This window comes from Legionella impletisoli (genome assembly GCF_900639875.1).
Lineage (GTDB): Bacteria > Pseudomonadota > Gammaproteobacteria > Legionellales > Legionellaceae > Legionella_A > Legionella_A impletisoli.
The window spans coordinates 203,433-223,371 of sequence record NZ_CAAAIA010000001.1 but is presented as its reverse complement, the minus strand read 5'-3'; the positions used below and the strand labels follow the sequence as shown (position 1 = coordinate 223,371).

Sequence of the window (19,939 nt, the reverse complement as noted above, 5' to 3'; positions counted from 1 at the left end):
ATGAAACGCTTCGTTGTACTTATTTGTATTTTATTAGCAAATGTTACCTTTGCTCTTGATTTGGAACTTACTCAAGGCGTTAATGCCGCGTTGCCTATTGGAATAAATGAATTTAAAGGAAGCCGTGAAGCCAAAGAAGTGTTTGAGGTGATTAAAAATGATTTGCGCCTTTCAGGCCAATTTCGAATAATTCCTCCGCGAAGTAATGCCACCCAGGTGGATTTACCCATCACCGTATGGCGAGGCGCTGGTGCAGATAGTGTTTTATCGGGTTCTGTATCAGAAGTTGGATCCAACCAATTTAATGTTCGATTTGAATTATTTGATGCGGCAGCCCATGGCCGCCTCTTACTGACTAAAAGCTACAATGTACGAAGCAATGATTTAAGAGCTCTGGCGCATCATATTAGCGATGAGGTATATGAAAAACTCACAGGTGAGCGAGGAGTTTTTTCTACCCGAATCGCTTACATTTTAGTGCAACACTCTGGTGAAAGAAGGAAATTTACGTTAGAAGTTGCCGATGTGGATGGACATAATCCCCAAACGCTACTCATGTCTACGGAACCTATTATGTCTCCGACTTGGTCACCAGATGGGAAACAAATTGCGTATGTGTCGTTTGAAAATAAACGTGCCCAAATCTATACCGTACAAGTTGAAACGGGAAAGCGTCGGTTAATTACAAGTTTTACAGGAATTAATGGCGCTCCCGCTTGGTCACCTGATGGGCAGGAAATGGCTGTTGTATTATCAAAAGACGGCTCACCCAATATTTTCAGTGTTAACCTTCATACAGGCAGAATGAAGCAATTAACTTTTGGCAAGGCGATTGATACAGAACCTCGTTATTCCCCTGATGGCAAATATTTATTGTTTACTTCTGGACGTGGTGGCTCACCTCAAATTTACCGACTGGAACTTGCATCAGGTAAGGTAAATCGCGTGACCTACGAAGGAAACTATAACGCTCGTGCATCGTATACTCCGAATGAAAAATACATCGTAATGCTTCATCGTGAAGATCAACGATTTAATATAGGGGTGCAACATTTGGATACAGGTAGGGTTGATACGCTAACCTCATCACTCATGGACGAGTCGCCATCGGTTTCACCTAATGGTCGATTAGTCCTTTACGCAACGAAACATCAAGACAAAGGCGTTTTGGCTGTGGTTTCGATTGACGGACGTATTCGTATGCGACTTCCTTCCCGAGAAGGTGATGTCCAAGAGCCAGCTTGGTCACCTTATTTGGGGTAAAGCCATGGGTACAATACGTTTCTTAGGTGGGATTATTTTGCTCTTGAGCACTATGACTTTCTCCTATGCTTGGAATTCGGTTGGGCACCGTATTATTGCCCAAATTGCTTATAACCATTTATCTAAGGGTGCAAAACGGGATTTTAACCATCTCATTCATTCTATGGATCGAGAATATCGACCCCAAACCTTCGTTAATGCGTCAGTTTGGTTGGATGGATTAAGAGCACAAGATGTCAATTGGTATAATACATTTCATTATATCGATTGGTTTTTTTCAGAAGACAGCAGTCCTCTTCCTTCGACTCAGCAGATCAATGCACTATGGGCGATGCAACAAGCCATAAAAACGCTTAAAAGCAATAAGGCGAGTGATTTTGACAAAGGATTAAGTCTTAGAATTTTAATTCATGTCGCAGGCGACATCCACCAGCCTCTTCATGCCGCCTCACGCGTTAGTCATCAACATCCAGCTGGAGATTTAGGTGGTAATTTAGTCGAGCTAGGAAAAAACGAGGTCGGTAATAATTTACATCAGTATTGGGATAAAGGTGCGGGCTTTCTTTCCGGGCAAAGACATTATAATCGTCAACAAATCATTGAACTAGCAAACCGTATTGAACAACAATTCCCCTGTAATCCGAAGCGCATGGACTTAAGTCCTGAACATTGGGCTAAAGAGTCTCACCAATTTGCTAAAAATTTTTCCTACAATTTGAAACCCTGCACCGTTCCAAAACAAGCCTATCAAGATCGAGCCATACAGATTTCAAAAGAAAGAATCGCCCTCGCGGGCTGTCGCTTAGCTGCCATGCTCAATGAGATTGATTTAAACCTTAAGAAACCTAGCTATTAGTTTACCATTTAAATTATCAACCCGATCGGTACTTTTTTGGCTTAATTTTTATATAAATTCATAAATCGACCCGATCGGGTTGATTTATGTTCATTAGGCGTTATACTTACTAAAAACATCCCGATAAGGACGATTTTTAATGAATATCGCCTCAACCAAAGACTTTGGTGCTTTAATTAAGGACACTCGCAAAAAAAATAAATTAACGCAAGCCCAATTAGCCGCAGCTTCAGGTATTGGAGAGCGATTCATACGTGAGCTCGAACAAGGTAAGCCCACTTGCCAATTAGAAAAAGCATTAATTATTGCGCAAATGTTAGGCATTAAGATTGAGGCAGCTAACCCGACAATGGATTATTAGTCTAATGAAAGAAAACAAACTCTCTATTCGGTTACATGGTCAACCCATTGGCATACTAGAGCAGAATGATTTGGGCCAAATTCTTTTTAGTTACCAAAACGATTCAACAAATCCAATTTCCATAGGCATGCCAATTCGAGAAGAGCCTTATAAAGGTCAGCAAGTAGAAGCTTTTTTTGGCGGATTACTTCCAGAAAGTGAAGAAGCGCGTAAGTTAATAGGAAAATATTATCATGTAAGTCCTTATAACTCTTATGCCTTATTAAAAGCTATTGGTTATGATTGTGCTGGGGCTATTTCATGTCATGGCATCGATGAACCCGTTTTGACGCAAAGTAGCTTTGTATTAAAAGGAAAATTTCTTTCAAATGAGTGTTTATATGAACACATTAAGCAACTTCCCAAAAAACCTTTATTCATTGACGTAGAAGGGGTGAGATTATCGCTTGCCGGGGTACAGGACAAAGCTGCAGTATGTCTCATCGATAATCAAATTACCTTACCAGAAGGTAGTTGTCCAACAACCCATATCTTAAAACCTACTCCAACCCAATTCGAAGAATTAGGTGTGAATGAATACTTTTGTATGCGATTAGCAAAACATGTTGGACTACCAGTAGCCGATGTTAGTTTGCATAAGCTTAAGGATATTCAATTTTTATTAGTTGAGCGATACGATCGACACATTTCCAATAATCAGGTAACACGCATTCATCAAGAAGATTTTTGTCAAGCATTGGGCGTATTGACATCAAGAAAATATCAAAACGAAGGCGGCCCTGGGTTTAAAGATCTGTTTGAGCTTTTAAATCAAACCGCGATACCTGCTATCGATCGAAACCATCTTGCCAGAGCCATTGTTTTTAACGCTCTAATCGGAAACATGGATGCTCATGGTAAGAATTTTTCCTTGCTGCATCATAGCAGCGGCGCCATAAAACTTGCTCCATTTTATGATCTAGTTTGTACACGAGTTTATGAGGGCTTAACAGCAAGAATGGCTATGAAAATTGGAAGTAAATATAATAGTGATGAAGTTCTCCCAAGGCATTGGGAGCAGCTCTGTGAGTCTATAAATTATCGTTATCTTGCTATGGAGAAGTTAATAAACGATATTGCAAAAAAGCTATTAAAAGCAGCTTATCAAGAAAAAGCTCATCTTCACGCTCAGGGGATCAATAGCAAAATGGTTGAAAAAATAATCTCATTTATCGAAAAAAATATTGATTTCATGTTACGACGCTTTGAACATGCAGCAAAGTAACTGCAATGCTAAAAAAGGGCTTAGTTTGGTAGAAAGAGAAAATTTATCACAATATAGTGAAAAACTTATATTAGCCCTGGTATGGTGCATCTAAAATTACAAAAGATTTAAAGATTAGTCTATCCACAGTGTATAAAATAATTAATGAAGATAGAGAGCAACAATGGCTTTAAAAAACTATTTTTGGGATGAAAACTCAACTAGATATCAACTGATTTCAAGCCAGCAAGGTGGAAACTATAACTGGCTTTTTCTTCCTGGTGGTCCCGGTGCAGACTCTCAATACCTTGAAGAACTTGCAAAGGGATTAGCCTTGCCAGGTAATACATGGCTTATTGATCTTCCAAATAATGGGAGTAATGATGTTAGTGATGATTATGATTTTAATGCTTGGTTTGAGCTATTGCTTCCCTTAATAAAAAGATTTGAAAATCCAGTCTTAGTTGGCCAATCCTTTGGTGGAATGTTCCCTCTCTTATTTCCTCAGCTTGAGAAGTTATTATCAGGCTTTGTAATTCTTAATTCATCCCCAACTCTATGGCATGAAACAGCCAATAGAATTGCAAAAGAAAAAGATAAACCTTCTATGGAAGCGCCGCTTCAAGAATTTGTACAGAATCCAAACCCAAATACATTTAAGGCAGCATTAATGGCATGCGCTCCGTATTATTTTACTGACGAGACTTTGGATGAAGGAAAAGAGGTTTTACAGAATCTTCCATTTAATTACCATGCTGCTAATTGGTGGCAAATGAAAGTTGCAGAGTTAAACTTTCGTGCAGAGTGGATCCCTCAAGAAGTAAAAACTTTAATTATCTGTGGAACAGAAGACTGCATGACCCCGCCCGAACTATTTGAAAATGATAGTCGATTTAAGAGGAATAATATAATAATTGAAACCATACAAAATGCAGGTCATATGCCATGGATTGATGATTGGGACAAAGTAGAACAGCTGTTTAAACAATTTATTAGTAGGTTAAAATTTGCGAACATTGCTTAAATTATTAAATGAGGAAGCTTAAGTGAGGTATAATGCCAATCCAAAGCAAACTTAAACAATCAACTTTATTTTTAACACATTTCTTCTTAAATCCCGCCTATTAACTTATTCGGAGTCGATTACATATCAAATCATAATTTCACAATTTAATCATTATGGTTTAAAATCGGCTTAATTAATTTTACAGCTAAACATTCATGCGCATTCCATTAACTGAGCCTACCTCATCGAAATACCTCTACATCAATTCCGATACCAATCAAATGCATCTTCTGGTTCCATTTATTGCGGGTGAGGACATCAGTACTGACAATACTTGTAAAGCAAGCCTGGAGTTAAGAGCTTTTTTTGCGGAAGGCGGCGCCATCAATGAACTGGAGTTTTATAAAAGCGCGCTTGAATTTGACATGTTATTACTGGGGAAAGGAAATCCTTTATACCAAGCGAAAGAAGAGCGCTTGGCTCAAATCAATAAATACCTGGAAGCGGTAAAAGTCATGAGGGGTAGCTATGGGAATTCTGTCGCCCATTTTCTCTCCAAACCCTCCAATTTATACAGCATTCAATTGCGACCGCGCATACAAGACCCATACTCCGAGGTGGTGAATCCAGTATTTAATGTAAACCGGCGTAATGATGCGGCAATGGAGCCTTTATCTCCTTTATACAATAGCATGCAGGTTATTTTCCGTAAGACCATCCTAAAAAAACTTGACCCTCAAACCCAACTAACAGACGCCGTATTGCGTGACTTAAACGATGAAGAGGACGATTCCTTCGAAACCATCCAGCGGCTTTTAACAAAACATTGCCAAAGGCTGTTTCATCAAGACATTGACTTTACGAAAGACCAAAGAGCCAAGTTTATAGACCGAGCTTACATTAATGAACAATACAAGGAACCGGAAGATGTCAAGCTAACAGCCGAAGCGTATATGGTGGGGCTATTGAATAGTTGTGCACCAAGCCTCTGGACGACCATTGACGCGCCCGTATTTTATTCGGTTCGCGAAGCCAATGCAGAAGATAAAGCCGAGCGTTTATCCATCATGACGCAATTTTACTTAGGCGTTATGAATGTGTATTGTCGAGCCAAAGGTATCAGTAATCAAAATTTTGGGGTGATTCTGGATTCCTCCCCCTCTTTAAGTCAAGCGTTGGTTGAGACTGTGTCAGAAGCCTTAAGTATGGGTGATGACGTGGAAAACATCATTTGTTCTTTCTGCAATGCTTATGCGGCTGAATTCGGATTGTCTCGTTCTTTAAGTGAAAAAGATAAGGACAGCATTCAACAAAAATTTGAAACCACCTATCGAACAGTCACGGCCACCAAAGAAAATCCATATATGGATGATTTCATGATATTAGACACCAAGGCGACAGGAAGGAGCGCTATATTTATAAGCCTTAATGGATTAATTTGCACGGATTTTGCGAACATCGTGGACCCCACAGCTCCTCATCAAACATACTTTGAAGAAATCCGCAAAACGCCCCGTCCTGAAATCAAACCTCGCACACAGGAACCCATGGCCACCGAGGTCGATATCAAACCAGAAGCCTTATTGGATAAACTTGACGATGTCCCATGGGAAAGACTACCCAAGCAGGTCAAAGAGGCCTGTTTTGCATTACCCGCCTTCCAAGTACGTCAATTTTTACATGATGTGGCGAAAGGCAAACAAGAGGAAGCAGAAAGCGTTTTGAATGCTCCACAGAACCTGCAGACTCTTCTCAGAACCGCGGGTAAGTTTACCGATTACTCGGAGCGAATATTTAACTGCACTGCTTATGAATACGCCTATTGGGCCAAAGATACCCATATGCGCCGTATGTTGGAGCATCATATGGATGAGGAGACCAAAGCCCACCTTTTAACTCGGATAGATAAGATAGAGGAAGAAGGACTAACGTACTTTCAGCATGGCAAAACCATAGAGCATTCAAAACATTTTGATTTAAACCCCCTCATTGACGCGCTAGATACCTACGTGAAAGGCTATGATGGTTGGGTTAAGGATGAGAATTGGCATGAGTTAGAGGCGGCCTGGATGGCCGTGGGCAAAGCCCAGCGGGAGGTTCCCGCGCATGTCGCACAAGAATATTGCAGAAAAGACCGCTCGTTTGACCCTACTCCATCCTTCAAGGAGGAAACATTGCCCAGGACATTAGCTTTTTATAATCATTTTAAAGGCCGCGAGGATTCGTGGTTCCCGCTCGCGGGGTATTCTACTTCTGGGCTTGGTTTCAATTTTGCGTTCATACGCGGGGAGCTCGGGCGGGGGGGTAGAGGGCCTTGGGCAGTGGGCGCGCGGTGGGCGGCTGCGGCGATGGACGAGGGCGACTTGCCGGCTGATTTGGCGGCCGTTAGCCGCCTTGATGAAGTGAGAACCATCGACCTCACGCTATCGCGCGAGCATTTAAACCCACCAGCAAGTAGTCTTGGTCTATCAATGTAGCCTCTTGGAGTATTTCGGCGGCGACGCTTGCGGCCGCTGCATCCCAGGAGGCTTGTAAAAACCGCATCAATAGTTCTTCATATTGCCAGTTTTGTGACGATCTCACCCACCAAGCGCTACCCGCGACGTAAGTAGCTCTTGGTGCATGATCTATTTGTTCCGTTAGTTGATTCATTGAGCACGGAACTAACCGATGTTCTCAAGCTAGAGTCACTAATAGGCCTCACTGATTCTATGCCGATTATTATGGCACAACGCGGTCGGCGATTTCATGCCAAAGTGGCTCCTGAAATTGCCACAAAAAATGGTTACTGTTCAACGAAAAAATTGCATTACTATGATGTTAAATTGCACGCAATTGCGAGTCAGCAATCCGGCGCACTACCCGTGCTTGCAAGTCTTTGCCTAACAGATGCAGGCATGCATGATAGAAAATCATTTGAACAAATTATTCCATTTTCTGCCATCTAATATGCTCACTTGTTATGCTGATAAAGCATATCAGGTTCAATCAGAAGCAATTCATCAAGAACAACAAGTCATGCTACTTACACCAGTAAAAAAAGAAAAAGGCCAAGAATTTTTAGATGCCGCTGATCAGTGGCTATCGACAGCATTTCACACGTGCGTCAACCTATTGAATCATTCTGCAGCTAGGTAAATGAAAAAACTGGGATTCAAATTGCCAGCAAGGTACGCTCGTATCAAGGTTTAATGGTGCATGTTTTTGGACTAATGGCTGCCGCATTATTTATTATGAGAAACAAAATGACTGATATTACTTGCTTATGAACAATATTTTGCTCTGAATTGGCATTATACTACAACTCTATCTTGTAAAAAAGCGACGCTTTTTGTACTGGATCCATTCAAAATAAGTCAGCTCGATATCAGCAAAATTTGGATTTTGGTAATATCGAGCTCAGATTAAATAATGGATAACTACCTTTAACTTTCTTCTAATGACTCTATGACGGCGCCTAAAAATCGTGTCGCTTCGCCGCCAGTTACTGCTCGATGATCAAAACTTAACGATAACGGTAGGGTCCGATGGGCGACGATAGTTCCGTTGCTTGAAACAACGGCCTCATAAAGCCTTCCTACGGCAAGAATGGCTACGGCTGGAGGAACAATAATAGGGCTTGCAAATCGACCTGCGAACTTCCCAAAATTCGAAAGGGTGATGGTTGCGCCTTTAAGTTTTTCAGGTGCAATCTCTCGTTCTCGCACAGATTGTTTGTACTCATCGATTATTTCACGAAGGGCTTTATTCGATAGCTCTTCAGCATGATGGATCACCGGGACGAAAAGTCCATCTTCCGTATCCATAGCCAATCCTAAATTTACTTCAGCAAAGCAGCGTCTAGAAGAGGTTTCTTTATCAAACCAAGCATTAAGGGCTGGTTCTTTTTTGGCTGCGGCTACGATGGCTTTAATCAAACGGGCTGTAATGTCTTCTCCTGTCTTCCATGCATGAATATCAGCCTCATCAAAAATGCTAACAGGCACCACTTCTTCATGCGATTGTACCATGCTTGTGAGCATTGCTCTTCGTACGCCACGCAAGGGCTCAAAGCCCTCTTTGGGCTTTGAGCGAAGCTCAGATTCGTTTAATACGTCTTCACGAGTAATTAACCCTAAATCGCCGGTTCCCTTCACTTGTGATAAATCGACGCCAAGCTTTTTAGCTAATAATCGTGCACTAGGGGTTGATTTGATACGACTTGATGAAGATGCGGAGCCAATAATAAAATGATCTTCAGTCACATCCGTGCTTTCTTCTAAATTACCTACCACGGTTCCTTTATCTTTAGGAGTTTCGACTTCATCCAATTCAAAACCAACTAAAGGCTCTCCTGTTTTGATCACATCACCAGGTTTACCATAAAATTTAACAATTTTCCCATCCATAGGTGAGGGAACATCAACCACCGCTTTAGCAGTTTCCATTGAAACCAGGGGTTGATCGGCTTTGACCACATCACCTTCTTTGACATACCACTCTTGAATTTCTGCATCAGGCAAACCTTCGCCTAAATCGGGCAATTTAAATAATTTCATAGCTACTCCATTATGCTAAGGGCTGTTTCTTTTATGCGATTAACACTCGGTATATAGTGTTTCTCTAGCTGAAAATATGGCATGACCACGTCATAACCGGTAACCCGTTGAACGGGTGCCAGAAGGTTATGAATACAACAATCCATAATTTGTGCTGATATTTCAGCACCCACACCGCATGTTCTAGCGCCTTCATGCACAATAACGCAGCGCCCGGTTTTTTCAATGGAACCAAAAATAGTATCAATATCCAAGGGCTTAATGGATGCTACGTCAATCACGTCTGAAGAAATGCCTTCCGCCTCCAATTGCTTAGCTGCTTGCAGTGTTTCGTGAATGCTTGCTCCCCAACTTATAAGTGTTAAGTCGCTGCCTTCTTTTAAAGTAAAACATTTTCCTAAGGGTAAGGCTTTGCCATCATCTGCAACCGGTTGCTTAACCAAACGATAGATTCGTTTTGGTTCTAGAAAAATAACCGGATCAGGATTTCGAATGGCCGCTAATAATAGCCCATACGCTCTTTTAGGAGAGGAAGGAATGACCACTTGCAAACCAGGAATATGAGCAAATAAAGCTTCGGTACTTTCTGAATGATGTTCAGGAGCACGAATACCGCCTCCAAAAGGTGCGCGAAACACAATCGGGCAATGCAGTCGGCCGCGAGTACGATTTCGCATACGAGCTGCGTGAGAAATAATCTGGTTCATAGCAGGATAAATAAATCCCATGAATTGAAATTCTGCCACGGGTTTGATGCCTTGTGTTGACATACCAACAGCCAACCCAGCAATCATCGATTCAGCAAGAGGAGAGTCAAAGACCCTTTCTTCTCCAAACTCACGTTGTAATCCTTCTGTTGCCCTGAAAACCCCACCATTTTTACCTACGTCTTCACCAAAAACAACCACATCAGGATCATGCTTTAATTCATAAGCTAATGCTTGGGTAACTGCTTCAACTAACGTGATATCAGACATTTTCAGCTGCCTCCATAGCCATAGCACGCTGCTCAACCAAGTAATCTGGTAACGTGTCGTAATGATAATCAAATAAAGAGCTGATGGATTGAGTTGGGCGATTTAGGTATTCATCGACTGCGTGTTGTACTTCCGTAGCACACTCATCCAGCAGTGCTTGCTCTTGTTCATCATTCCAGAAATCACGTTGTTCTAAAAATTTTCTAAACCGTAAAATTGGCTCATTCAGCTCTGCAGCCTCTACTTCATCCTTGGGTTGATAACGTGTTGCGTCATCAGCTGTAGTATGATCACAAAGTCGATAGGTTATGGCTTCAATCAACGTTGGACCTTCTCCGTTACGAGCCTTTGCAATAGCTTGTTCTATGGCTTGGCGCATGGCCAAAATATCATTGCCGTCAACTTGTTTACCTTCAAATCCTGCAGCAATGGCTTTTTGGGCAATTGTCTGACATCCCGTTTGCTTTGTAATTGGAACAGAAATAGCCCATCGGTTATTGTTCACCACAAATACAACCGGTAAATTCCATGCTCCAGCCACATTCATCGCTTCATAAAAATCACCTTCGGAGGTGCCACCTTCACCAATACACACCACGGCTACGCGTTCTTGTTTGCGGTATTTAAATGCAAATGCAACGCCTGCTGCGTGTAGGCATTGAGAAGCGATGGGGACACAAATAGGTAAATCTTGTGGGCAGTTTTCAAATTGGCTACCTCGTTCATCCCCGCCCCAGTAGGAAAGTATTTCAGACATTTTTACGCCCCGTTGGAATTGGGCCGCGTAGTCACGATAATAAGGGATAAATACATCGTCCTTGTCCATCGCACTTCCAATGGCTGTCGATATAGCTTCCTGACCATTTATGGGAGCGTAAGTCCCCATTTTCCCGGTGCGTTGAAGCGCGATGGCTTTTTTATCAAAAACACGAGCCTTTACCATGGTTCGGTAAAGATTAAGAAGGATGTCTTGATTCTTAGCAAAAGAAGGCAACTCACCAGAACATTCTCCATTCCTGCCTAGAATACGAGTAAAAGGAATCTCAAAGCGGGCAACTACAGATGTTGTCACAGCGGATCTCCGTTTAAGCTTTTAGTGGGAATAGCATACTCATAATTTTTATTAAACACCAGCTTGAAAATTCATGATAGGTAAGATCTGAGGCACTTCTAAGTTATTGATACAAGCTATGTTGCTTTATATAGCGATAAACTGCGTGGGGAAGATATTGTTTAATGGGCTTACCTTCTTTTATGTAGTCTCGAATGTCAGTGGATGAGATGTCATATAATCCCGCATTATAAAAATAAATTAATCCGGCAGGTTTCGAGCGTAAGTTGAACTTATTTGAAGTTAAATGGTTTGAGACAAAGTGATGCAATGTGTCTGATTGTCCTTCGGTTTTAATGGATCTTTGAATGACAAGGATATGTGCGTAATCGATCAGTTCACGCCACTTATGCCAATTAGGCAATTGTAAGAAGGCATCCGTTCCAAGAAGTAACGTTAAAGCGATTTTACTACCTAGTTCTTCACGCAAGCTTTTAAGTGTATCAACCATATAAGAAGGAGAATCTCGCTTGATTTCTCGTAAATCAATTCTAAACTCTTTATAACTCGATAAAGCCAATCGCAACATATCTATTCGCTGACTACAAGTCGCATGACTTTCTGGCTTCAACACGGGTGATTTACAAGGAATGAAATATACTTTATCGAATTTAAATTCACGTTGAACCGTTAGGGCGGTTAATAAGTGGCCATTGTGCGGAGGGTCGAACGTTCCTCCGTAGATTAAGATACTTTTCATGCGGAAGCTTTCCATTTTTAAACTAAGCTTAGTATATATCAAAGGTATTTTAGGGAGAAAGGAATGAACTTAGAAGATAAATCTGTTGGTATTTTGATTGAAAATGACTATCAGGAATTGGAGTTTTGGTATCCCTATTTAAGACTTCAAGAAGCAGGGGTTAGCCCTTTAATTATTGGTCAGGATAAGACGACCTATAAAAGCAAACTGGGCTATGAAGTAGAATCCGATGTGGCTGCAAAAGAAGTTGAAGAACAGCTATTTGACGCAATTATTATACCGGGTGGCTATGCTCCTGATAAAATGCGAACGCATAAAGCCATGGTGAATTTAGTGAGGTCAAACTACAAAAAAGGCAAGATCATCGCAGCAATCTGTCATGCTTCCTGGATGTTGGTTTCTGCTAGTATTTTATCCGATAAAAAAGTCACTTGTTATCATTCGATTAAGGATGATGTGATCAATGCCGGAGCACACTATCTAGATGAACCTGTCGTTGTTGACCAAAATTTAATTACTTCCAGGCAGCCTTTTGATTTACCTTATTTTTGTAAAGCAATACTGGAAGCTTTATCAAAGCAATAATTGGAATGTGGCGCATAAAAAATATGCGCCATAATTAAAAGCTAATCCCACTCCATATATGGATCAGAATCATTTATTTCTGTGGCTGTATACCTAGGTACGCGCGCTTCATGGATATTTAACGCATCTTCAAGGCGAACAAATTCATAATGATGTGCCTTAAATAAGTCGATGATGTCCGATAAAGTATAGGCATTCAATAAATTGGCGTGAACCAATAAGATTTGAGGCTTATCTGTATGAGCGGATTTTCGATTTGTTTCTTCAGCTTTAAGTGTTTGTTGCCAAATAAAATTAAGATAGGCGGGTTTTAAGCTCTGTAAGTAGGGACGTCGTCCTGACTCAGGAACGGATAAAAGTAATTGATTAAAGATAAAATCTTTACTGTCAATGGTGATGGGAGCAACGTGGTAGTTTTTTTCTGCAAGAAAATCTAAAACCTGTCTTTTTTTATTCCCCTTTCCCATAGCTAAATAAGGGTAGCGAAAAAATTTAGGCTCTGTTAATACGGGTGAAAGAATCTTGTCTGCAACATCTACTTCTTCAATGTAATCGTTGACATTCGCGGTGTTTAAATTGGTATGATTGAATGTATGATTACCTAAACTGAATCCTGCTTCACGAAATTGATTTAATACTGACCAGTTTTCGGAATGAACGTTTCCAGCGATGATAAACCCTGTTGCGGGTACTTTTTGAGACTTCAGTGTTTCGATAATCATCGAAAGATGCTGATTTTTGTAATCACCAACAAAAGGCAGATCATCAATGGTTAACGCAATTTTTTTATTCGCGGCATAAGTGGAGCTGATGCATAGAATCACTATAAAAAATATTTTTCTGAGTAACTTTAAATCTATTAAGTTTAAATTCATAACCGTTTTGTTATAAAATTCATCAAAACGTATTATCTTACACTAATCATCCCTCTGTCAAAGAAGAATTAGCAATAAGTAATAAAATAATACGATTATTGTGCGAAAACCGGCTTATTTTAGCTCCATGCCACGTCTGTCCCATCAAAATTAATTTGAAACTAATCAGTTGCACGATCTGCTTTCTTCTATTTTGAGGGAAAAGGTTTGGGGATGAGGGTGGTGGGAGTGGCGCGTTCTTGAGTAAATAAATTAACATGCTGATAAGGGCCTGGCCAAATTGAAATGCTAAGAGGGCGTATCGGTCAGCACTTTTAATGACACATGTTCATTACTAAATTTTCAAATTCGTGCCATACATTGCCTTCTTTACCAGCTTTAATGATTTGATCAATCTTGTGACTACTTTGCAATAATCGGTAAAGAGAGGAGGGCGGCAGTCGTTTTAAGGCAACTTCATATTGGCTTCTTTTTTGAGGCCAAATTTTAAGCTGGGTACAGGCTGCATGTATGGGATGGGAATGTTGGATTAAAGAAGATAATTGAATGAGGAGGCGGATTTCTTGCACTAAAATCCATAAGATTAACGTGGGTTCTTTTCGGCTTTCACAGGCTTGCCTTAGCAAATGAATCGCTCTGGCAGGTTGGGCAGCTAAACAGGCATCGGCGAGCTCATAGAGTTGATAATCGCATTGATCGAATAAATGCTCTTTTACTTCATCGATGTTTAAATGTTGATTAGGAAGTAGCGTTAAAGCTAATTTTTCTATCGTTTGCGCACAAGCTAACATATTGCCTTGTGTGTACTGTTGGATTAGGGAAGGAATATCCTGCTCGAAATTAAAGCCATGCTGTTTGAGCTCAGAGGCAATCCACTGCTGTAAAGCTTTGGGTGAAAAAGAATATATTTGGACAATAAGTGCTTCACGCTCGCTGCTAAGCCATTGCAGTTGTTTCGCGGGCACATTGGGCGCGTTTAGAATAATTTGGCAGCGGGGATTGGTAGCTTTCAGGTAGGATAAAATCGCTTCTTTACCGGCTTTCTCAATGGTTTTCTTATCGTAATATGCGTTAATAAGGACGTGATCGGCAAATAATGAGTAATTATTTGCTTCATCAAGAAGCAAAGTCCAATCTGAGGAGTTTATCAATTGCACCGTTTTGCAATCAACTTCTCCTTGTTGTCGGCAAGCTAATTTAATTTGATGTTGAGCATCGTTCAGCAGATATGGGTCTTGGCCGGTAATAATATATAAAGCCTTAATGCTTTTTTTTAAATTAGCCGCTAAGGCTTCATATTTAATCAGCATATCGATGTTTCACCGAGCACTGGCTCATTTTACTATGAAGAAATTGCCAGCGTGTACATAAAGACAAGGCTATTTTACAAGCGTCTGCTCCAGTAGCCGTCCAAGAACGACCATTGGTATCGGTTACAAGACATCGCGCTTCGGTTAAAGATAATGGCCCTTGCTCACAATAAGATTGTGCGGTTTTGCAACCGGATTGCTGGGATTTCTCGCGACAAGTCACATTGGCAGCACGCATAGCACTTTTAAGGGAATCGCCTAATCCTTCGTAACTTTTTTTCTGGGCATCAAAGGCAAAACATAACCATTGTCCAGGAGGGATTTGGGCAAATGCCGTGTTTGTTATTAGGCATCCTAAAATCATGATTGTTTTTAATTTCATTGCCATATCATCCTTTTCGCAAACTGGAATTTATCCGTATAGGTTAGGTATTAGTGTAGCCTAGGTTTAAACGTCTCTGAATATTTACTGATTCGATTTAATATTAGTGCAGCTGCTTCTTGTCGCATTTCGTTTTTTGTTAGGGTTTCTTCATAGTTGGAGCCAAGAATCCTATCATTATTGATCGTAACTTGCCGGCTTATTTCCACCTGTCGTTCAGGAATTACCTCTTTGCCATTCACCTCCTGAAGCTTAAAGCGTATACGATAAATAATTTGATATTGTCGAGGGGTCGTGGTAGAGCTTACACTCACAATATGTTCTTGAAACGTTTCAGATAGGATTATGAGCCAATATTTAGCGCCAGCTGGCTCCGAACACACGCGAATGCAGTTTGCTTCTAACTGATTTTTTAAAATAGGGGTCAAATAATGCTCATTGTCTGGCGTTATGATGGCCACCTTATCTAACCATTTGGGCACATCCGTTAGCCCTCGTAAATGAAAGCCACAGCCGCTCATCATACCAACATGAAATACTATTAGCAGCGTAGTGATGATTTTGCTGGCTGTGGTTTTCATTTAACTAACCACAAGGTTTATCAGCTGACGGTGAGGTACTACTATCGATTTTTTTAGTGATTTTCCTGATATAAATGAAGCGACATTTTCTTTGGCTAATTCAATCAGCGCTTCTTCGGAAACATCCACGCTAGTTTTGAATTCACCACGAAGCTTTCCATTCACCTGAACTACATAATCAACTTCGTCTGTTTTTAGGGCGCTTTTATCGACTTTTGGCCAGGGTGCATCAATAATGATTTTTTCAAATTCCAGCTCCTGCCATAAATGATGACAAATATGTGGCGTAATCGGTGCTAACAAGCGCAGTAAAATGCTTAATCCATAGTGGATGAAACACTTGTCATTTTCATTTTCAATTTGGTATGAGGAAAGCTCATTGAACATTTTCATACAACCCGATACAACGGTATTGAATTGCTGTCGTTCGTAATCTTGATTTACTTGAGCAAGAATTTGATTAATAACTAAACGGCCTTTTTGCAGACGATTATCACTGGTTTGCCAAGTCGTGCTGCTATTACCATCTAAGATTAACTCATTAATATCAATGAGAAACGCTTTGTGCTCTTCGGCAAAAGCCCAAAGGCGCTTGAGAAAACGATGTGCTCCTTCCACCCCAGAATCAGACCATTCTAATGATTGTTCTGGAGGTGCTGCAAACATAATAAATAAGCGGGCGGTATCGGCACCATATTTATCAATAAGCTGATTTGGATCAACAGTATTGCCCTTAGATTTAGACATTTTATGCCCATCTTTTAGCACCATACCTTGACTTAATAAGGCCCTAAAGGGCTCATCAGAATTTACTAAGCCTTCATCACGCATGAGCTTATGGAAGAAGCGAGCATACAATAAATGCATCACAGCGTGTTCAATTCCACCAATGTACTGATCCACAGGCGTCCAATATTTGGCTCGATCGTCCAACATGGCGTTTTCTTGGCCTTTGCATGCAAAGCGAGCATAATACCAAGATGATTCCACAAAGGTATCAAAGGTATCGGTTTCTCGCACCGCATCCTGACCGCATTTAGGGCAGCTGGTGTGTACAAACTCTTCGCAATTAGATAAGGGAGAGCCACTTCCTGTGAGTTGAACGTTTTGTGGTAAAACTACCGGCAATTGATCTTCAGGAACAGGCACGATACCACATACTTCACATGCAATCATAGGGATAGGTGTTCCCCAGTAACGTTGACGGGAAACTCCCCAGTCACGAAGTCGATAATGAACTTTAGATAGGCCGGCATCTATTTCAACCAGGGCATCGGTAATGGCGATTTTTGCCTCAGAGGAGCTCATGCCATCAAATTCGCCTGAATGAATGAGTATGCCTTCACCAGTGTATGCCGATTTTGAAAAGTCATGTTTCTCATCATTCGTTGGTTTTATGACTTGTTTGACTGGAAGCTTATATTTTTGGGCAAACTCCCAGTCGCGTTGATCGTGTGCAGGTACAGACATGACCGCGCCTGATCCATACTGAATCAACACAAAGTTCGCGATCCAGACGGGGATTTCTTCCCCAGTAATGGGGTGTATCGCTTTTAGACCACTATCGACGCCGCGCTTTTCCATGGTAGCAAGCTCAGCCTCGGCCATTCGAACACCTTGACAACTTTCTAAAAATTCACGAACTTGTTTTTTTTCACCTGCTGCTTGTTTTGCAAGCGGGTGATCGGGTGCTACGGCTAAATAAGTCGCACCCATTAAAGTATCGGGTCGAGTTGTGTATATTTTTAAACGCTTGGGATAATCAGGTACGCGAAAATAGATTTCCGTCCCCTCAGAGCGACCAATCCAATTTCGTTGCATTTGCTTAACTTGCTCTGGCCAGTATTCTAATAAATCAAGGTCGTTTAACAACTCATCGGCATAGGCCGTAATTTTAATAAACCACTGGGATATTTCTTTGTGTTCAACTAAGGCCCCAGAACGCCATCCGCGCCCATCAATCACTTGCTCATTAGCTAAAACAGTTTGATCAACTGGATCCCAGTTTACAATTGAATTTTTTTTGTAAACTAACCCTTTTTCATAAAGCTTAATAAAAAACCATTGTTCCCAGCGGTAATATTCGGGATCAGAGGTAGTAATTTCACGCTTCCAATCATAGGCATTTCCCAGACGCAAAAGCTGAGATTTCATGGCCTCAATATTTTTAATGGTCCATTCGGCTGGGTGAATTCCATGCTTAATGGCTGCGTTTTCAGCCGGAAGTCCAAACGCATCCCAGCCAATTGGTTGCAATACATTTTTACCAAGAGCGCGTTGGTAACGAGAAATCACGTCGCCTAGGGTATAATTACGTACATGCCCCATGTGCAATGATCCGCTTGGATAGGGAAACATGGATAAGCAGTAAAATTTTTCTTTATTAAGATCTTCAGCAACATTAAACAATTGTTTTTTATGCCAGAATTGTTGTGCTTGTTCTTCGATTTCTTTTGGGTTATAGCTGTTATCCATAGTCTAACGTCAATATTCTAAATGGGTTGGTAAGAATAACGCCTCTTGAGTTTTGCAGCAATAGCCAGGCGTTCCCTAATGCTAAAAACGGCGTCTTTTTATGTAAAATGCATAAGATACCACTAAAGTACAAATCAATAATATCGGTAAGTCTCCCCAATACACCCAAGGAGTCGAACCTTGGATGGGTAGAATGCGCGACTCTAATAACCCATCACGATAAGCGGGTAACGAGTCTATAATGTGACCTCTTTCATCGATAATCGATGATAATCCATCATTATTTGCCACAATTTGATACCGAGCTGTGAGTATAGATAAGGCTTGTGCCATTTGTAACTGCTGATACATGGCGAACGAATGCCCGAACCAGCCGTCATCACTGATGGAGACAATCCATTCTGCTAACGGTAATTGTTTGCGTAACAATGATGGATACGCTAATTCATAACAAATTAAAGAGGCAATAGGATGATTTTGGATAAAAACCAGCGGTTGGTTTTTTTTTCCTGGATTTAAATTGGCTACAGGAATAGCCATCCGCTCGATAAAGGCTTGAAATGGTGCAGGGATATATTCACCAAACGGGACAAGGTGCTGTTTTTGATAAATGCCTTGACCATCCCCTAGGGCAATCATGGCATTATAAAGCTTAGTATCATCTGTCTCTGTTGGTTGAAGCGTGCCAAGTAAAATGGCACTGCCCACTTCCGTTGCTTTACTGTCTAGATCCTCCATAAAATCACTAATGTAAGGGGCAGGAACTGGGATGGCAGACTCTGGCATAACGACCAGCTGAGTAGTTTTTAATAAGTGCTCTGCAGCCCGCTTATATTGCGCTATTAATTGCCAGAAAAGCCCTTCATCCCATTTGTCCCGCATAGATAAATTTGCTTGAATAACACCGACCGTTACTGCATTAGAGGAAGGGGTTCCCCAGGGTATATATTGAAGCATTGCAGGCAAAATCAAGGTTCCTGTAAAGGCTGAGATTAAAAGATAACGCTTAGTCGCTTTCATGATATAGGCTTCGCCTAAAAACGAAGCAGCAAGACAGGCAAAAAAACTCACACCATACACACCAACCCAAGGAAGAACGTATTGAAGGGGAGTATCTAGTTGACTAAATCCTAGTAGTAACCAGGGAAACCCCCCTAATACCGTTGCGCGAAGGTATTCGCTGACGCACCAGAGCGCAGAGAAGAGAACACACCGAGATACGCTAGATGAGCACGCTGATGAGACATAATGATAAAAACCAGCCATCAGCAGAGGATATATTGATAAATACAGAATAAAGAGTAAGGTAATCGCAGCGGAAGCAACAATATTTAAATGCCCATACTGATGAATACTCACATAAACCCACGAAACACCTAATCCAAAACTACCTATGCCAAATAAATATCCAATGAGTAGGGTCTCTTTTAAGCTTCGTTCTTGAATCATGCAAAAGAAAAAAGCAATACTCAAAAGCGCAAGCCCTGGTATATGAAAAGGAGCAAATCCAAAAGGAAGAAGCACCCCAGCAAATAAGGCAGGTAAGAAGATTTTAAAGGTATTTATACTCATCAACGGTTGAGATAACGAAAACGCAGTGCCGAGTGGTTTCATTGAATTCGTGATTGTTTTAAGAAAAACAAGTTTAAACCTAATCTGGCTCGGATAACAATCAA

At 41.0% G+C, this 19,939-nt stretch carries 19 protein-coding genes; 9 read left to right on the top strand and 10 right to left on the bottom strand.

The genetic code is table 11. The features are described 5' to 3' along the window. The 8 genes from tolB to E1O41_RS01005 all read left to right on the top strand — a co-directional run bounded on the left by tolB (position 1) and on the right by E1O41_RS01005 (position 7,867). A complete protein-coding gene (gene tolB, locus E1O41_RS01045) occupies positions 1-1,263 on the top strand; it encodes a Tol-Pal system beta propeller repeat protein TolB (RefSeq protein ID WP_131775453.1) in 1,263 nt (420 codons plus the stop codon). A gap of 4 nt (positions 1,264-1,267) precedes the next feature. Further along, on the top strand, positions 1,268-2,119 hold the full coding sequence (locus E1O41_RS01040) for a S1/P1 nuclease (RefSeq protein WP_165481057.1): 852 nt from the start codon (positions 1,268-1,270) through the stop codon (positions 2,117-2,119). 139 nt (positions 2,120-2,258) lie between these two features. Next, complete coding sequence (locus E1O41_RS01035) at positions 2,259-2,480, top strand: helix-turn-helix transcriptional regulator (RefSeq protein ID WP_131775451.1); 222 nt, start codon at positions 2,259-2,261, stop codon at positions 2,478-2,480. A 4-nt stretch (positions 2,481-2,484) separates the two neighbouring features. Beyond that, on the top strand, positions 2,485-3,744 hold the full coding sequence (locus E1O41_RS01030; RefSeq protein WP_131775450.1) for a type II toxin-antitoxin system HipA family toxin: 1,260 nt from the start codon (positions 2,485-2,487) through the stop codon (positions 3,742-3,744). Between the two features lie 163 nt (positions 3,745-3,907). Beyond that, positions 3,908-4,747, top strand: coding sequence for an alpha/beta fold hydrolase (locus E1O41_RS01025; RefSeq protein ID WP_131775449.1), 840 nt, complete (start codon positions 3,908-3,910; stop codon positions 4,745-4,747). Between the two features lie 197 nt (positions 4,748-4,944). Further along, positions 4,945-7,206 carry a hypothetical protein gene (locus tag E1O41_RS01020; protein ID WP_131775448.1) on the top strand — a complete coding sequence of 754 codons (2,262 nt, stop codon included), beginning with the start codon at positions 4,945-4,947 and terminating at the stop codon, positions 7,204-7,206. Between the two features lie 141 nt (positions 7,207-7,347). Next, on the top strand, positions 7,348-7,677 hold the full coding sequence (locus E1O41_RS01010) for a hypothetical protein (protein WP_165481056.1): 330 nt from the start codon (positions 7,348-7,350) through the stop codon (positions 7,675-7,677). Further along, positions 7,646-7,867, top strand: coding sequence for a hypothetical protein (locus E1O41_RS01005; RefSeq protein ID WP_165481055.1), 222 nt, complete (start codon positions 7,646-7,648; stop codon positions 7,865-7,867). Before E1O41_RS01010 ends, E1O41_RS01005 begins: the two co-directional genes overlap by 32 nt. Before the next feature lie 287 nt (positions 7,868-8,154). Here the strand turns inward: E1O41_RS01005 and E1O41_RS01000 are convergent, their stop codons facing one another. The 4 genes from E1O41_RS01000 to nadD form a co-directional block, all read right to left on the bottom strand. Beyond that, positions 8,155-9,267: a dihydrolipoamide acetyltransferase family protein gene (locus E1O41_RS01000; protein WP_131775444.1), complete on the bottom strand. Its 1,113-nt coding sequence runs from the start codon at positions 9,265-9,267 to the stop codon at positions 8,155-8,157. 2 nt (positions 9,268-9,269) lie between these two features. Further along, a complete protein-coding gene (locus E1O41_RS00995; protein ID WP_131775443.1) occupies positions 9,270-10,244 on the bottom strand; it encodes an alpha-ketoacid dehydrogenase subunit beta in 975 nt (324 codons plus the stop codon). Next, positions 10,237-11,316 carry a pyruvate dehydrogenase (acetyl-transferring) E1 component subunit alpha gene (gene pdhA, locus E1O41_RS00990; protein WP_131775442.1) on the bottom strand — a complete coding sequence of 360 codons (1,080 nt, stop codon included), beginning with the start codon at positions 11,314-11,316 and terminating at the stop codon, positions 10,237-10,239. The genes E1O41_RS00995 and pdhA overlap by 8 nt, the downstream gene beginning before the upstream one ends. A gap of 103 nt (positions 11,317-11,419) precedes the next feature. After that, positions 11,420-12,055, bottom strand: a complete 636-nt coding sequence (nadD, locus tag E1O41_RS00985; RefSeq protein WP_165481054.1) for a nicotinate-nucleotide adenylyltransferase — start codon at positions 12,053-12,055, stop codon at positions 11,420-11,422. Positions 12,056-12,118: 63 nt separating this feature from the next. On the opposite strand from nadD, the gene E1O41_RS00980 reads away from it, so the two are divergent. Then, positions 12,119-12,640, top strand: a complete 522-nt coding sequence (locus tag E1O41_RS00980) for a type 1 glutamine amidotransferase domain-containing protein (RefSeq protein ID WP_131775440.1) — start codon at positions 12,119-12,121, stop codon at positions 12,638-12,640. A gap of 41 nt (positions 12,641-12,681) precedes the next feature. Here the strand turns inward: E1O41_RS00980 and E1O41_RS00975 are convergent, their stop codons facing one another. The 6 genes from E1O41_RS00975 to lnt form a co-directional block, all read right to left on the bottom strand. Next, positions 12,682-13,515, bottom strand: coding sequence for a polysaccharide deacetylase family protein (locus tag E1O41_RS00975; RefSeq protein ID WP_131775439.1), 834 nt, complete (start codon positions 13,513-13,515; stop codon positions 12,682-12,684). A gap of 314 nt (positions 13,516-13,829) precedes the next feature. Continuing rightward, complete coding sequence (gene holA, locus E1O41_RS00970) at positions 13,830-14,825, bottom strand: DNA polymerase III subunit delta (RefSeq protein WP_131775438.1); 996 nt, start codon at positions 14,823-14,825, stop codon at positions 13,830-13,832. Further along, on the bottom strand, positions 14,815-15,207 hold the full coding sequence (locus E1O41_RS00965; RefSeq protein ID WP_131775437.1) for a hypothetical protein: 393 nt from the start codon (positions 15,205-15,207) through the stop codon (positions 14,815-14,817). The genes holA and E1O41_RS00965 overlap by 11 nt, the downstream gene beginning before the upstream one ends. Positions 15,208-15,257: 50 nt before the next feature. Continuing rightward, positions 15,258-15,788 carry an LPS-assembly lipoprotein LptE gene (locus E1O41_RS00960; protein WP_131775436.1) on the bottom strand — a complete coding sequence of 177 codons (531 nt, stop codon included), beginning with the start codon at positions 15,786-15,788 and terminating at the stop codon, positions 15,258-15,260. Continuing rightward, entirely contained in the window at positions 15,789-18,263 is a 2,475-nt protein-coding gene (gene leuS, locus E1O41_RS00955; RefSeq protein ID WP_131775435.1) for a leucine--tRNA ligase, read from the bottom strand. An 81-nt stretch (positions 18,264-18,344) separates the two neighbouring features. Further along, positions 18,345-19,877 (bottom strand): apolipoprotein N-acyltransferase, encoded by a 1,533-nt coding sequence (lnt, locus tag E1O41_RS00950; protein WP_229669288.1) that lies wholly within the window; start codon positions 19,875-19,877, stop codon positions 18,345-18,347. Positions 19,878-19,939: the final 62 nt, after the last annotated feature.